Below are 14,491 nucleotides of genomic sequence, written 5' to 3'. Positions count from 1 at the left end.
CTAGGTCGGCGGGACGGTCCGGTCCATCTCCGCGCCGTCCCCGCCGCGCAGCGAACGCACCATGCTCCGCAGGATCCGGGACGCGGCCGCCCGCTCGTCGTCGGTCAGGCCGGACAGCATCCGGACCTCGACGGACCGGACCGCCGCGGACGCCTTCTCCAGGCGCCGTCGGCCGCGCGGGGTGAGCCGCGTGGGGAGGGCCTTGCCGACGGGCGCCTCCGCGGGCCGGACGACGAACCCGTCGCGCTCCAGGGCCTGGAGCAGCACGTTCATCGACTGCCGCGTCACGAACGCGCCCCGCGCGAGCTCGGAGTTCGACGATCCCGGCCGCTGGGCCAGCAGCTCGAGGCAGGAGTAGTGCGTCACGGTCATGCCGAGCGGTCGCAGCACCTCCTCCATGGCGGCGCGCAACGCGCTCGACGCCTCCTTCAGGAGGTAGCCCAGGGACGTCGCCAGATCGATGCCGGGGTCGTCTTGACTCATGTCAGCATTCTGACATAACGTGGTACGTGTCAGAAAACTGACACAAAAGAGGAGTTCCACGATGCCCGTCACCGGTCCCGACTTCATTTCCCTCCAGGCGCGCGACCTCGCCGCCTCGCAGGCGTTCTACGAGCAGTACCTCGGTCTCGTCCGTTCACCGACCGGGCCCCCGCACGCCGTCGTGTTCGACACGCGGCCGATCGCGTTCGCGCTGCGCGACGTCGTCCCCGGCACCGACCTCGACTCCGTCGCCCAGCCCGGCATCGGGGCCGCGATCTGGCTCCACGCCACCGACGTCCAGGCCGTCCACGACGCCCTCGTGGCCGACGGCCGCACCATCGTCTCCGCACCGGTCGACGGCCCCTTCGGTCGGACGTTCACCTTCGCCGACCCCGACGGCTACCGGATCACCCTCCACGACCGGGCCTGAGACGCGCACCTCAACGGGTTCCACCGGCCGGGGCGGGGTACGCCCGGTCCGTAGGAACCCGACGACCGGACGGAGGAGACGACGGTGGAGCGAGGGAGCAGCAAGCACGGGGCCCGCGTCGACGAGGAGCTCGGCCGGGAGGTGCAGGGCCGCACCGGCGGAGCCGGCGGCCACCGCGAGGAGTGGGCGGAGACCGAGCCGCGGGCGGCGGCGGAGGACCGGATCGACCGGACAGAGCTGCCGCGTGGCATCTCCACGACGCCGGCGGACGACGACGACCCGGCGGACGAGCCGGCCTGACCGGGCCCTGACGCACCGGTTCCGCATCCGGTGCACCGGTCGCAGCCGGTGCGCCGCGCACGGGACCGGTGCGTGACGGCCCGTGGTGCCTCCGGCAGGCGCGTCGGACCGGGACCACCCGCGACCTAGGATGGCCCGGGTGCGGGTGAGCCGGTGAAGCGATCCCTGGTCGGCCGGCTGAGGATCATGCGGGTCCTGCCGCCCCCCGTGCGCCTGATCCTCGCCTCGATGGTGCTGTTCAACGTCGGGTTCTACCTGGTCGTGCCGTTCCTCGCGGTTCACCTGGCCGACGCGAGCTGCACCTCGCGGCGTGGGCGATCGGGCTCGTGCTGGGGCTGCGCACGTTCAGCCAGCAGGGGCTGTTCTTCCTCGGCGGGAGCCTGGCGGACCGGTTCGGGGCGCGGCCGATCGTGCTGCTGGGCGTCGCGCTGCGGGTGGTCGCTTTCGTCGCGCTGGGGTTCGCCGAGCACCTCTGGTCGATGATCGTCGCTCGCCGGGCTCGTCGGATGGGTCGCGCTGCTCCACGTCGGGCAAATGCTGATGGTGCCGCCGATGCGCGACGTCATCGGCCGGCTCGCCGGCGAGCGCAACCTGGGCGCGCACTTCGGGATGCTCAACACGGTCGGGGGGCTGGCGACCCTGGCCGGATCGGTGCTGGTCGGATGGATCTACGACCAGGTCGACGCGGGGCGCACGACTGCGACCGCCTCAGCCCAGCCGCACCTGCCCGATCCGCTCCAGCAGCTCGTCGATGACGAACGGGATGGTCAACGAGTTCGGCATCGACACGGCGTCGCTCGTCACGGGGTCCAGGCCGATCATGCCGCCCGCGCGGACCACCCCGAGCGCCGCGAACGTCGGCACCGCGGCGAGCACGGCCTCGGCCTTCGCGTAGTTGTCGACGACGAGCAGGTCGCCCTCCAGCTGCGAGAGGCTCTCCGCGGCGACGTCGACGTAGAGCTCGCCGCCGAACGCGTCGCGGAGAAAGGCGACCGGGCCGAAGCCCATCTCGGTCAGCAGCTGCCCGCGCGCCGAGGCCGGGCTGAACACGCGCAGCGTCCCGCCGTCGAGCACCCGGACCAGCGCCGCGGTCCGCTCGGCGAACTGCGGGTGCTCCGCCCTGGTCCGGGCGAAGACCTCCTCGACCTCCCGGATCTCCACCGCCGCCCGGCCCGGCATCCCGACCGCCGAGCCGATGCGCGCCGTGACGTCCTTCCACGGCAGTGCCCAGTCGGTCTGCCCCGGGGCGTGCAGGACGGTCGGTGCGATGGCCGAGAGCTTGCGGTAGGTGTCCTCCTCGATCGCGTTGTTGACCGCGACGATCAGGTCCGGCCGCGCCGCCGCGATCGACTCGAGGTCGAAGTCGGTGGTCGCGTCGGCCAGCGGGACCGGTGCCGTGCCGCCGAGGTGCGGTTCGGCCCACTCGCCGACGCCGTCGTCGGTGGAGCCCGTCCACACGGGGACCAGCACCGGCACCACGCCCAGCGCCAGCAGCACGTCGGCGTCACCCAGGCCCACGGCCGCGACGCGGCTCGGCGCCGCGGTCACGGTGGTCGACCCGTGGACGTGCTCCAGCGTCACCGGGAACGCGCCGGGCTCCGCGGGGCCGGCCGGGGCGCCGGCGCCCGTGACCCTCCGACCAGGCCGCCCTCTCCGCCACCCCCCCACCTCCGCCGCGTGCGCCGCGCGGAGGCGGGCGGCGAGGGCGCCCGTCAGGCCACCGGTGGCCGGGACCGTCGGCGCGGGGCGCAGTGCGCCGGCTGGCGCGGCTCGGCGTCGGCGGTGCGGGGGACGGTGGGCCGTTCCACCGGCTCGCCCACCGCCAGCCGCAGCGTCTCCTGCTCGTGGCGGACGGTGAGCGGCTCGCCGTCGACCACCTCGTAACGCGCCCGGTCAGCGGTGACGGTCACCCGCAGCCGCCGGCCGAGGTGGCGCAGCCGGAACGCGACGCGGGGCAGCGCGGCGGGCAGGGCGGGGCGGAACCGCAGCTCGCCGTCGACCTGCCGCATCCCGCCGAACCCGGCGGCGACCGCGATCCAGGTGCCCGCCAGCGCGGCGAGGTGCAGCCCGTCCGAGGAGTCGTGGGAGGCGTCGCGCAGGTCGGCGAGAGCCGACTCGGCCAGGTAGGAGTGGGCCAGGTCCAGGTGCCCGACCTCGGCGCACAGTACGGCCTGGCAGCACGCCGACAGCGACGAGTCGCGCACCGTCACGGCCTCGTAGTAGGCGACGTTGCGCGCCTTGTCCTCGTCGGTGAACGCGTCGCCGCGCAGCAGCATCGCCAGGACGAGGTCGGCCTGCTTGACGACCTGCTTGCGGTAGAGCTGCAGGTAGGGGAAGTGCGAGTGCAGGGGGTAGTGGTCCGGGTCGGTCCCCTCGAAGTCCCAGCGGGGCTGGTCGGTAAACCCGGCGGCCTGCGGGTGCACGCCCCGGTCGGCGTCGTAGGGCACCGCGACGGCCTTGCCCGCGGCCTCCCAGCCGTCGATCTCGTCGGCGTCGACCGCGAGACGGGCGGCGCAGTCGGGGTACCGGCGGGCCCAGCGCGCGGCGTGCAGCAGGTTCCGCTGCGCCATGAGGTTCGTGTAGACGTTGTCGTCGGACAGAGCGCTGTACTCGTCGGGGCCGGTCACGCCGAGGATGTGGAAGGTGCCGTCGCGGCCCTGGTGCGCCTGCGACGCCCACAGCCGCGCGGTCTCCACGAGCAGGTCGATGCCGGTGCTCCGCGCGAACGCCTCGTCACCGGTGCACTCGACGTATCGGATGGCGGCGTCGGCGATGTCGGCGTCGACGTGGAACGCGGCCGCACCGGCCGGCCAGTAGCCCGAGCACTCGATGCCGTCGATCGTGCGCCACGGGAACGCGGCGCCGCGCAGGTCCAGCTGCCGGGCGCGGTCGCGGGCCAGGTCGAGCGTCGAGTGCCGCCACTCCAGCGCGTGACGGGTGATCTCCGGGCGCAGCGCCGTCATCGCCTGCAGGACGAACGTCTCGGTGTCCCAGAAGACGTGCCCCTCGTAGCCGGTGCCGGTGAGCGCCTTGCCCGCGATGCCGCGGCCCTCCGCGCGGGCGGTGGCCTGCAGGAGGTGCCACAGCGCGAAGCGGGTGGCCTGCTGCAGCTCGTCGTCGCCGTCGATCTCGACGTCGGCGTCGCCCCAGAACGCGTCGAGGTACTCGCGCTGGGCGGCGACGAGGGCGTCCCAGCCGCTGTGGCGGGCGGTGGTCAGGGTGGCCGAGACCTCGTCGCGCACCGCGGTGAGCGACCGGTCCGCCGACCAGGCGTAGCCCAGGAGCTTGACCAGCGTGATCTCCTGGCCGGCCTCGAGACGGGCGGTGGTCGTCAGCCGCGCCCAGTCCTGGTCGCTGTCGACGTGGGTCTCCAGCTCCGCGGGGCTCTCCAGCCGGTGGTCGGCCGCGGCGGCCACGGCGAAGCCCGACCGGCAGGTGCGGTGCACCAGCGTGATCCGCTGCCCGTCGGCGTGGTGCTCCTGCGCGTCGAGCGGGTGGCGCAGCAGGTCCTGCGCGCTCGGGTGGCTGGGCAGGTGCGGCAGCTGGACGTTGGCGACGAGGCTGGAGGTCAGCGCGACCTCGGCGGGCCCGTCGACGGCGCGCACGGTGTAGCGGATCGCGGCCACCCCGCGGTGCCGGAACGACACGAGCCGCTCCGAGCGCACCTCGACCTGCTGCCCCGCCGGGCAGCGCCACCGCAGCTCGCGCACCAGCGTGCCGGCTCGCATGTCCAGCACGCGCTCGTGCGCGAGCACCTCGCCCGCCCGCAGGTCGAGCGGGTGGCCGTCGACCGACAGCGCCACGAGCGTGCCGTCGATCGTGTTGACCAGCGTCTGGGTCTCCTCGGGGTCGCCGTAGCCCGCCTCGGTGTAGACCATCGTCCGCAGCTCGTGCAGCCCGGCGAGGTAGGTGCCGGGCATACCCACGGGCCCGCCCTCGTCGAGGGTGCCGCGGATGCCCAGGCAGCCGTTGGACAGCGCGAAGACCGTCTCCGTCTCGGTCAGCGAGTCCAGCCGGGGGCGCGGCTCGCGCACCACCCACGGCTCCACCGTGTAGATGTCCTCCTCGTCGCCCATGTGACGTTCCTACCGTGGTGACGGGTGCGGCGCCGCTCAGGGCGTCTCGGGGTCCTCCACCACCGTCAGGTTCGGCCGCGTCTGGGGCATGAGGTCCTCCGGCATCGCTCCCACGACCAGCGCGAGGTTCTGGATGGCGACCCGTGCGGCGACGCGGGCGACCTTGTCGGAGACGCACGGATGCAGCCCGGGGACCTCGTCGGTGAGGGCCGTCGCGATCCTCTCGACCAGGGTCTCTCGCTCCGTCATGGGCGGAGGATGCCTCAGGGCGGGGCCGCCCGCTGCCTCGGCGGTGCCGGTCGGTTCCGCCCGGAGCGCAACGGATCGGGCCTCCCGACCGATACGAGGGTGCGGGCCGGTGCACGGGACACGGTCCGGACGGGACCGGAAGGTGGCAGGGTGTCTCAGCTCGACGAAGGTCCGATCATCGGCACGACGTCTCCCCGACGGCCGGCACCTGCGGTGATCGAGGCGGTCCGGGCCTCGTGCCGCGCCGTGGCCGACCGTCCGGTGCGCCTGGCCGAGGAGTTCTACCGCGAGCTCTTCGAGATGGCCCCGCAGCTGCGGACGATGTTCCCGCCCGACATGTCGGGCCAGATGCAGAAGATGACCGACACGCTGCTCGCCGCGATCACGCACCTCGCCGAGACCGACACCGCGGAGCTCGAGGGCGTCCTGCACCGTCTGGGAGCCGACCACCGCGCGCGCTACGGCGTCGAGGCCGAGCACTACGGCTACATCGGCCACGCCCTGACCCGCGCGGTGCGCGAGGTCGCGGGCCCGCAGTACACCGGGTCCCTGAGCTCGTCGTGGATCGCGCTCTACCAGTGGGTCGCGGCGCACATGACGGCCGGCGCGGAGTCGCTGGACCACCCGGAGCCCGGCGCCGCCGCGGCGCCGGCGGTGGAGCCGGAGCCCGCCCTGCCCGCGCAGCGGTCCGCGCCGCTGTGGTCGCGCCTGCGGGTCTGACCGGGCCTCCGACGGACGGACGCCCCCGCCCACCGCGGGTGCGGCGGACGGGGGCGTCGTCGTGCTGCGGGGTCAGCGCAGGTCGTAGCGGTCCAGGTTCATGACCTTGTCCCAGGCCTCCACGAAGTCCTGCACGAACTTCTCCTTCGTGTCCTCGAAGGAGTACACCTCGGCGATGCCGCGCAGGATGGAGTTCGAGCCGAACACCAGATCGGCCGCGGTGGCGGTGCGCACCACGGCGCCCTGCGCGTCGCGGCCCTCGAAGACGCCCTCCTCGTCGCGCGAGGTGCTCCACTCGACGCCGAGGTCGAGCAGGGTGCGGAAGAAGTCCTGCGACAGGACGCCGGGCCGGTCGGTGAACACGCCGTGCTGCACGCCGCCGGTGTTGGCGCCCAGCACGCGCAGGCCGCCGACCAGCACCGTGAGCTCCTTGGGGGTGAGCTCCAGGTTGTAGGCGCGGTCCGCCAGGAGCGTCTCGGGCGAGAGCTTGACGTCGGGGGCGATCCAGCTGCGGAAACCGTCGGCGGAGGGCTCGAGGTACTGGAAGGTGTCGACGTCGGTCTGCTCCTGCGAGGCGTCGGTCCGGCCCGGGCTGAACGGCACGGTGACGGGGACGCCCGCGTCGGCCGCGGCCTTCTCGACGGCGGCGGCACCGCCCAGCACGATCGTGTCGGCGAGCGAGACGGGCTTGCCGAACGCCTGCCGCACCTCGTCGAGCTTCGCGATGACCTCCTGCGTGCCGGCGTTGACCGCCCAGCTCGCCTGCGGCTCCAGGCGCAGCCGGGCGCCGTTGGCACCACCGCGCTTGTCGGTGGTGCGGAAGGACGCCGCGGACGACCAGGCGGTGTGCACCAGCTGCGACACCGTCAGGCCCGAGTCCAGGACCTGCTTCTTGAGCTCGGCGGCGTCGGCCTCGGAGAGCAGCTCGTGCTCGACGGGCGGCAGCGGGTCCTGCCAGAGCTGGACCTCCTGCGGCACCCACGGGCCGACGTAGCGCGACACCGGGCCCATGTCGCGGTGCAGCAGCTTGAACCAGGCGCGCCGGTAGGCGTCGGCGAACAGCTCGGGGTCGTCGCGGAACCGCTCGGAGATCTTGCGCAGCTCCGGGTCGACGATCAGCGCCATGTCGGCCGTGGACATCATCGGCGGGTTCTTCTTGCCCTCGATGTGCGCGTCGGGCACGAGCTCCTGGCCCTCGGGCTCCTTGGGCTTCCACTGCTTGGCGCCCGCGGGGCTGGTGGTGAGCTCCCACTCGTAGCCGAACAGCGTGTCCCAGTAGCTGTTGTCCCACTGGGTCGGGGTCGGGGTCCAGGCCCCCTCCAGGCCGCTGGTGACGGTGTCGGCGCCCTTGCCCGTGCCGTTCTGGTTGCGCCAGCCGAGGCCGCCGGAGTGCACCGGGCAGCCCTCGGGCTCCGGGCCGACGAGGTTCGGGTCGCCGTTGCCGTGCGCCTTGCCGAAGGTGTGGCCGCCGGCGATCAGGGCGACGGTCTCCTCCTCGTTCATCGCCATCCGGGCGAACGTCACGCGGATGTCGTGGCCCGACGCGAGCGCGTCCGCCGAGCCCTTCGGGCCCTCCGGGTTGACGTAGATGAGACCCATGGTGACGGCGCCCAGGGCACCCTCGAGCTCGAGCGGCGCGTTGTCGTCGCTGTAGCGCTCGTCGCCGAGCCAGGTGTCCTCCGGGCCCCAGAAGACCTCCTCGGGCTGCCACACGTCCTCGCGGCCGAAGGCGAAGCCGAAGGTCTCGAAGCCCATGTCCTCGTGGGCGACGTTGCCGGCGAGCACCAGCAGGTCGGCCCAGGACAGGCTGCGCCCGTACTTCTGCTTCACCGGCAGCAGCAGGCGGCGGGCCTTGTCGAGGTTGCCGTTGTCGGGCCAGCTGTTGAGCGGGGCGAAGCGCTGCTCGCCCGACCCCGCGCCGCCGCGGCCGTCGACCTGGCGGTAGGTGCCGGCGGCGTGCCACGACATGCGGATGAACAGCGGGCCGTAGTGGCCCCAGTCGGCCGGCCACCAGTCCTGCGAGGTGCGCATGACCGAGACGATGTCGGCCTTGACGGCGTCGAAGTCGAGCCGGGAGACGGCCTGCTTGTAGTCGAAGTCCGCGCCGAGGGGGTCCGAGTCGCGCGAGGGCTTGTTGAGCACGCCCAGGTCGACCTGGTTGGGCCACCAGTCGTGGTTGCTGCGGGGACGGGAGTCGCCGTCGAAGCTGGGGCCGGCCAGGGCCGGGTTCTCGCTCTCGCTCCGGCTCGCGGTCTCGTCGGTGCCCTGCGGGCTCACGGAGGAGTCACGGGGCTTCGGGTCGGAGGGGGCGGGGTTCTCGCTGTCGGACACGTCGATCCTTCCTCAGGGGTGCCGGTCGTGGGGCTCGGCCGGCCTGGTGGTGGGTGCGGTGCTCAGCGGCCCGGGGGAGCGGACCGGCAGTCGGGGCACAGGCCCCAGTACACGACCTCCGCCTCGTCGACGACGAAGCCGCCGTCGTCGGACGCGGTGAGGCAGGGCGCCTCGCCGACGGCGCAGTCGACGTCGCGCACCACTCCGCAGGAGCGGCACACGAGGTGGTGGTGGTTGTCGCCGACCCGCGCCTCGTAGCGGGCGAGCGAGCCCGCCGGCTGGATGCGCCGGACGAGGCCGGCGTCGGTCAGCGTGCGCAGGGCGTCGTACACGGCCTGGTGCGACACCGAACCGATCCGGTCGCGCGTCATCGCGAGCACGGTGTCGGTGTCGGAGTGCGGGTGGTCGTGCACGGCGGCCAGCACGGCCTTGCGCTGGGCGGTGATCCTCAGCGCGGCCCCACGGAGCAGACCCTCGATCTGCGGTTCGTTCCGCATGCCGTGATTGCAGCACGAAGACCTGACTGGTTCAAGTCCAGGGCCCGAAATCGGGTCGACGTCCCTGGCACGCTGGCCGCCGTGGACGACGGCATCACCCTGCGCACCGCCGCGGACGGCGACCGGCCGCACTGCTGCGGATCTGGCGCCGCGCGGTCGAGGCGACGCACGACTTCCTGACCCCGTCCGACATCGACGGGATCGGGGAGCAGGTCCGCACGGCGGCGCTGCCCGCGCCGGCGCTCACGGTCGCGCAGGGGTCCGACGGCGCGCTCGCCTTCCACGAGTGGCACGGCTTCGTCCGGGTCGGGCGGCCCGAGCGCGACGGGGAGGGGCGTCCGTTCCCGCTCCTGCACCTGCGCCGGGGCTGACGCGGCCCACCCCACCCGCGCGCTGAACATGCTCCCGCGCGCCCCCGGAGGCGCGCAGGAGCCCGGAACGCGCGCGGCAGACGGGAACGCGCGCGGGACGGCCGCTCACGAGCCTCCGCCGCCGCCGGGCCAACCGCCCTTGATCGGCGAGAGTGCGCCGTCAGGGTCGTCGGGAGGGCCGCGACGTCACACTCGCGACGATCATGCCCAACCGCGCCCCCCGCGGTGCCCGCCGCGGCTGCCGCCATCACCTCCGCCACCCTCCCGCGCACTGAACGGGCTCTCGCGCGCTGAACATGCTCCCGCGCGCCCCCGGAGGCGCGCGGGAGCCCGGAACGCGCGCGGCAGACGGGAACGCGCGCGGGACGGCCGCTCACGAGCCGCCGCCCCGCCGCCCCGCCGCCCCGCCGCCCCGCCGCCCCGCCGCCCCGCCGCCCCGCCAGACCGGCAGGACCCCGACCGCGCTGCCGCACACGACAGCGGGCTCGCGGAGGACGCATGCTCAGGCGTCCCCGGTCAGGCCGGCGACCACCGCCCGCAGCTCGTCGAGGTGCTCCTCGTAGACCCCGCGCGGCGTGGTGCCGTGCGCGACGCAGAGGTGCGCGGCCGCGGCCGTGGCGATCCCGTGCTGGGCACCGTTGGCCATGAACTTCGTCGACGACCCCGCGATGTGGGTGACGCTGATGTGCTTGCCGGCCATCATCAGGTTCGTGGTGTCGGCGGAGTAGAGGCAGCGGAACGGGATGTCGTAGGGCTTGCCGTCGCGGGTGTCCCAGGTCCAGCCGCGCAGGCGGAAGTCGTACCGGCGGTGCCCGGCGTGGTGCAGGCAGAACGCGCCGGAGTTCTGCACGACGGCGTCGGGGAAGGCGGTGTGGTCGCGGATGTCGTTCTCGGTGAGCACGTGGTCGCCCAGGTAGCGGCGGAACTCGCCCTGACCCGCGACGAACCCGACCCACTCCAGCTCCAGGTCGGCGCAGGCGTCGGGCTCGCGGCGCCTGACGTTGGAGAACGTGCCGTAGAGCGCGGCGAGGAGGTGGTCGCGGATGTGCTCGCCGTCGGTGTAGGGGTCGAGCCACTGCCCGTACTCCCAGAAGTGCGTGGCCGGGAACCGCTCCATGTTCAGCCGCATGCGCACTCGCTCCGGCAGCTTGCGCAGGACCTTGCCGACGGTCGCGCGGCCCGGTGCGCCCTTCTTCCCGGTTCGCGCGAACCAGGCCCGCGGCCCCCGGCCGGCCACCGGCCCCGGCGCGTTGTCGACGCCGGGCCGCGCGAGCTGGCCGGTGAGCTTCGCGAAGTCGCGGGCCACCGCCCGGGCCCACGGCACGTCGGGGAACGGGACGGGCCCCTCGGCGCGGCGGGTGCGGAAGAAGACGGTGTGGCCGTGGTGCGCCTCGACCCGGCGGCGGGGTGCCAGCGGCTCGCCGTACTCGGCGCGGGACTCCTGGCCGAACAGGGTGCGGGCGCCCGAGAGCAGGCCCAGCAGGGCGGTGCCGGTGCAGTCGACGAACACCGGCGCGCGGTAGCGGTGCTCGTGCCCGGTGCGGGCGTCGCGGGTGTCGACCGAGACGATCCGCGAGCCGTCCATCGCGAGGCCGACGACGCGCTGCTCCAGCGACAGCGTCAGGGTCGGCTCGGCCTCGAGGACCTTCCGCGCGAGCAGGTCGCCGTCGTCGGAGCGGGTCGTGAGCTCGGCGATCAGCGGGTTCGACCGGCCCTGGGGCGTGAGGCCGACCTCGGTGCTCGCGTTGCCGCCGAGCACCGGACGGTCCTGGACGAGTGCGACCCGGCGGCCCAGGCGCGCCGCCGCGAGCGCCGCGGCGCAGCCGGACACCCCGCCCCCGACGACGACGACGTCGAACGCGCCCGCGTCGGACGGCTCGGACGGCAGCCCGAGCAGGTTCCGGCGCCACTCCCGGGTGGGCTCGTCGGGCGGGGCGGACCCGTCGCGGCAGAGGTAGACCGCGTCGCACCGCCCGTCGAAGCCCGTGAGGTCGTGCAGGGCCAGCGTCGTCGGGCCGCGGTCGAGCCGGACGGTGCCGCCGGAGGCCCACGCCCAGTCGCGGCCGTCGGCGCCGAACTCGGCCCCGAGCGCCGTGCCGCCGACCGACAGCGTGAAGCGGCCGGGGTGGCCCTCGGGCATCCAGTCCTTCGTCCGGACCCAGACGCCGTACTCGCCCGCCTCCGGCACCTCGACGACGGTCGTGGCGTCGGCGACGGGCCGCCCCAGTCCGTGGGCGAGCAGGTACGGCGACCCCATCACGGACTCGAACTGGGAGTCGAGCGTCCAGCCGCCGTGGTCGTCGAAGGCCTCGGCCTCCACGAGGATCGTGGTGCTCCGCGCCTGCGCGTCACCCATGCCGTCGGCTCCTCACGCTCGTCCGGTAGCCCTGCGAGCACCAGAGTTGCGTAGAGAAACTCTCCTGTCAATCGGCGGGGACGGCGTCGAAGACGACCTCGACCCGCTCGTAGCCCAGCGACCCGGCCAGGCCCGTGAGCATGTCGCGGGTGCCGGTCTCGGCACGGGCGAGCAGGTCGCTGCCGCGGGCGGCGTCATCGATGCGCTGCGCGGCGAGCCGGTAGAGCGCCGCGTCGTCCACCGGGTCGTCGGCGAACACGCCGCCGATCCGCTCGACGGCGCCGCGGTCGCGGTCGAGCACGCGGGTCTGCGCCGGGTCGAGCGTGGCCGGGGCCAGGCGCGGCGGGGGCAGCGTGATCGTGACCGACCGGCGGTCGGCCGACGGGCGCACGGCGTCGGGGCCGAGCCCGCCGAAGTCGACGACCGCGTCGACGCCGCCGGTGGCGAGCAGCGTCGTGCGCTCGCCGCTGATCACGGACGGGACCCAGGGGGTGTCGCGCTCGAGGTCGACGACGGCCTGGAACGTGCCGGTGGCCGCGTGGTACTCCGACAGGTCGGCCAGGGCGAGGAGCAGCGGGGCCGGGCTGCGGTCGATCACGGTCTGCTCCGGCGGGCCGAAGCCGGGCAGCGAGCCCGCCACCTGCACCCCGACGGGCACGGCGACCGCGACCGCGACGGCGGCCACGGCGAGGCGCCACGCACGGCGCCGGCGCGGGGCCGCAGCGGTGGTGGTGGTCGCGTCGAGCACCTGGTGCGGCACGGGTTCCCCCTCGTCGTGGACCTGGGCGTCATGGCGCGGGTGGTCAGGAGTGTCCAACGCCGGCCCCCGCCCCGGTGATTCCGCGGATCCGATCGGTGAGCCCCGGGAAGGGCCACGCGAACCGGTCGCCGTCGATCACGTCGAGGGGCTGCCACACCAGCGCGGCGGCGTCGTCGTCCGCGGCGGGGGCGCCCGCCCAGTCCTGCGCCAGGAACACGATGCTCAGCGAGGCCTCGTTCTCCTGGTAGCGCAGGTTGTGGACGTCGAGCAGCGTCAGCTCGCCGCAGGTCAGGCCGGTCTCCTCGCGGATCTCGCGCCGCGCCCCGTCGCGCGGGTCCTCCCCGAAATGCAGGAACCCGCCGGGGAAGATGTAGCTCCCCTTGCGGGGCTCGACGCCGCGCTCGGCGACCAGCACGCGGTCGCTGTCGAGCAGCACCACGCACGTGCTCGCGCGCGGCTCGTTCCAGTACGGGTGGCCGTTGTCGCACACGTACTCGGTGTCGTCGCGGGCCCTCAGGGGAGCGGCGCACGTGATGCAGAAGTTGAGGTCCACGCCGGGGGGTACCCGGAACGCGGCTTCGCCGGACGGGCCGGAGGTGTCCACTTTCCGCACAGTCCGGCGCGCGTGACGCGGGTCATGCTGGGGCCACAGAGCGGTCGGGACCGCGGCCGCCGATCGACCAGCAGGAGCACACGTGAGCCGTCTGCGTTTCGGCACCTTCCTCGCGCCCTTCCACAAGCCGGGCCAGAACCCGACCCTCGCGCTGCAGCGCGACCTCGAGCTCGTCGAGCACCTCGACCGGCTGGGCTACGACGAGGCCTGGATCGGTGAGCACCACTCGGCGGGCAGCGAGATCATCGCCTCGCCCGAGATCTTCATCGCCGCCGCCGCCGAGCGGACCCGGCAGATCCGGCTGGGCACCGGCGTCACGTCCGTCGCCTACCACAACCCGCTGTGGGTGGCCGACCGCATGGTGCTGCTCGACCACCTGACGCGCGGGCGCTCGATGCTGGGCTGTGGCCCCGGCTCGCTCCCGACGGACTCCTCGATGATCGGGCTCAACCCGACCGACACCCGCGAGCTGATGGAGGACAACCTCGACATCATCACGCGCCTGCTCGCCGGCGAGACCGTCACGAAGCAGACCCGCACCCACAACCTCGTCGACGCCCAGCTGCAGCTGCGCCCCTACACCGACCCGTGCTTCGACATCACCGTCGCCGCCGTCGCCTCGCCCACCGGGCCGCGCCTGGCCGGCAAGTACGGCACGGGCCTGCTCTCGATCGGCGCCACGCTCACCCAGGACGGGTTCGACGCGCTGGCGCACCACTGGAACGTCGTCGAGGAGCAGGCCGCGCACTTCGGCCGCCCGGTGCCGGACCGCTCCGGCTGGCGCCTGGTCGGGCTGATGCACATCGCCGAGACCAAGGAGCAGGCCTACCGCGAGGTCGAGCACGGCATCGAGCACTGGTTCCACTACTTCCAGAAGGTCGCGGCGTTCCCGCAGATGGCCGTCGCGGGCGGCGACGTGAAGGAGATGATCGACTTCATCAACGAGGCCGGTATCGGCGCGATCGGCACCGTCGAGGACGCCAAGGCGCAGGTCCAGAAGCTGAAGGACCAGTCCGGCGGATTCGGCGCGTTCCTGCTGCTGGGCCACGAGTGGGCCAACCCGGAGGCCACCCGCCGCTCCTATGAGCTCATCGCGCAGAACGTGTTCCCCGAGTTCCAGGGCCAGGCCGAGAGCACCGTGGCGGCGAAGGACCGGGCGAGCGCGACCCGCACGGCCCACGCCCAGACCCAGCTCGACGCCGTCGACCACATGACGAAGAAGTACGAGCAGGAGAAGGCCGCCCGCGCCTGATCCCGGCGAACCTGGCCCCGCGCGGTGCGGTGGGTCAGGATGGGGGGCCGAGA

14 protein-coding genes are annotated in these 14,491 nt (G+C 73.8%); 4 read left to right on the top strand and 10 right to left on the bottom strand.

Translation table 11 applies throughout. The features are described 5' to 3' along the window. Positions 1-483: a MarR family winged helix-turn-helix transcriptional regulator gene (locus tag I4I82_RS04960; RefSeq protein WP_218593973.1), complete on the bottom strand. Its 483-nt coding sequence runs from the start codon at positions 481-483 to the stop codon at positions 1-3. 61 nt (positions 484-544) lie between these two features. Between I4I82_RS04960 and I4I82_RS04955 the strand changes: the two genes are divergently transcribed. After that, positions 545-913, top strand: coding sequence for a VOC family protein (locus I4I82_RS04955; protein ID WP_218593974.1), 369 nt, complete (start codon positions 545-547; stop codon positions 911-913). Positions 914-997: 84 nt separating this feature from the next. Continuing rightward, positions 998-1,213: a hypothetical protein gene (locus I4I82_RS04950; protein ID WP_218593975.1), complete on the top strand. Its 216-nt coding sequence runs from the start codon at positions 998-1,000 to the stop codon at positions 1,211-1,213. A 278-nt stretch (positions 1,214-1,491) separates the two neighbouring features. On the opposite strand, the gene I4I82_RS04945 is transcribed toward I4I82_RS04950, so the two are convergent. From I4I82_RS04945 to I4I82_RS04930, 4 genes are all read right to left on the bottom strand, one after another. Next, positions 1,492-1,779, bottom strand: a complete 288-nt coding sequence (locus I4I82_RS04945; protein ID WP_218595309.1) for a hypothetical protein — start codon at positions 1,777-1,779, stop codon at positions 1,492-1,494. A gap of 142 nt (positions 1,780-1,921) precedes the next feature. Next, positions 1,922-2,761 carry an ABC transporter substrate-binding protein gene (locus tag I4I82_RS04940; protein ID WP_218595308.1) on the bottom strand — a complete coding sequence of 280 codons (840 nt, stop codon included), beginning with the start codon at positions 2,759-2,761 and terminating at the stop codon, positions 1,922-1,924. 164 nt (positions 2,762-2,925) lie between these two features. Beyond that, positions 2,926-5,289 (bottom strand): glycoside hydrolase family 65 protein, encoded by a 2,364-nt coding sequence (locus tag I4I82_RS04935; RefSeq protein WP_218595307.1) that lies wholly within the window; start codon positions 5,287-5,289, stop codon positions 2,926-2,928. Between the two features lie 36 nt (positions 5,290-5,325). After that, positions 5,326-5,538 (bottom strand): hypothetical protein, encoded by a 213-nt coding sequence (locus I4I82_RS04930; protein WP_218593848.1) that lies wholly within the window; start codon positions 5,536-5,538, stop codon positions 5,326-5,328. A gap of 150 nt (positions 5,539-5,688) precedes the next feature. Between I4I82_RS04930 and I4I82_RS04925 the strand changes: the two genes are divergently transcribed. Beyond that, positions 5,689-6,258, top strand: a complete 570-nt coding sequence (locus I4I82_RS04925) for a globin domain-containing protein (RefSeq protein WP_218595306.1) — start codon at positions 5,689-5,691, stop codon at positions 6,256-6,258. A gap of 72 nt (positions 6,259-6,330) precedes the next feature. Here I4I82_RS04925 and katG read toward each other — a convergent pair whose 3' ends face one another. From katG to I4I82_RS04900, 5 genes are all read right to left on the bottom strand, one after another. Then, the gene (katG, locus tag I4I82_RS04920) at positions 6,331-8,589 is read right to left on the bottom strand and encodes a catalase/peroxidase HPI (RefSeq protein ID WP_372451516.1); all 2,259 of its coding nucleotides are present in this window, start codon (positions 8,587-8,589) and stop codon (positions 6,331-6,333) included. 62 nt (positions 8,590-8,651) lie between these two features. Then, positions 8,652-9,086 carry a Fur family transcriptional regulator gene (locus I4I82_RS04915; RefSeq protein WP_218593850.1) on the bottom strand — a complete coding sequence of 145 codons (435 nt, stop codon included), beginning with the start codon at positions 9,084-9,086 and terminating at the stop codon, positions 8,652-8,654. Between the two features lie 873 nt (positions 9,087-9,959). Next, positions 9,960-11,813 (bottom strand): FAD-dependent oxidoreductase, encoded by a 1,854-nt coding sequence (locus I4I82_RS04910; protein ID WP_225920513.1) that lies wholly within the window; start codon positions 11,811-11,813, stop codon positions 9,960-9,962. 67 nt (positions 11,814-11,880) lie between these two features. Next, on the bottom strand, positions 11,881-12,573 hold the full coding sequence (locus I4I82_RS04905) for a DUF4230 domain-containing protein (protein ID WP_218595305.1): 693 nt from the start codon (positions 12,571-12,573) through the stop codon (positions 11,881-11,883). A gap of 43 nt (positions 12,574-12,616) precedes the next feature. Continuing rightward, on the bottom strand, positions 12,617-13,177 hold the full coding sequence (locus I4I82_RS04900) for an NUDIX hydrolase (RefSeq protein WP_218592982.1): 561 nt from the start codon (positions 13,175-13,177) through the stop codon (positions 12,617-12,619). Between the two features lie 91 nt (positions 13,178-13,268). Between I4I82_RS04900 and I4I82_RS04895 the strand changes: the two genes are divergently transcribed. Continuing rightward, positions 13,269-14,438: an LLM class flavin-dependent oxidoreductase gene (locus I4I82_RS04895; RefSeq protein WP_218592981.1), complete on the top strand. Its 1,170-nt coding sequence runs from the start codon at positions 13,269-13,271 to the stop codon at positions 14,436-14,438. Positions 14,439-14,491 lie beyond the last annotated feature (53 nt).

Origin of the sequence: Pseudonocardia oceani (assembly GCF_019263585.2) — a bacterium.
GTDB lineage: Bacteria > Actinomycetota > Actinomycetes > Mycobacteriales > Pseudonocardiaceae > Pseudonocardia > Pseudonocardia oceani.
This window is presented reverse-complemented; position numbering and strand designations above follow the sequence as displayed.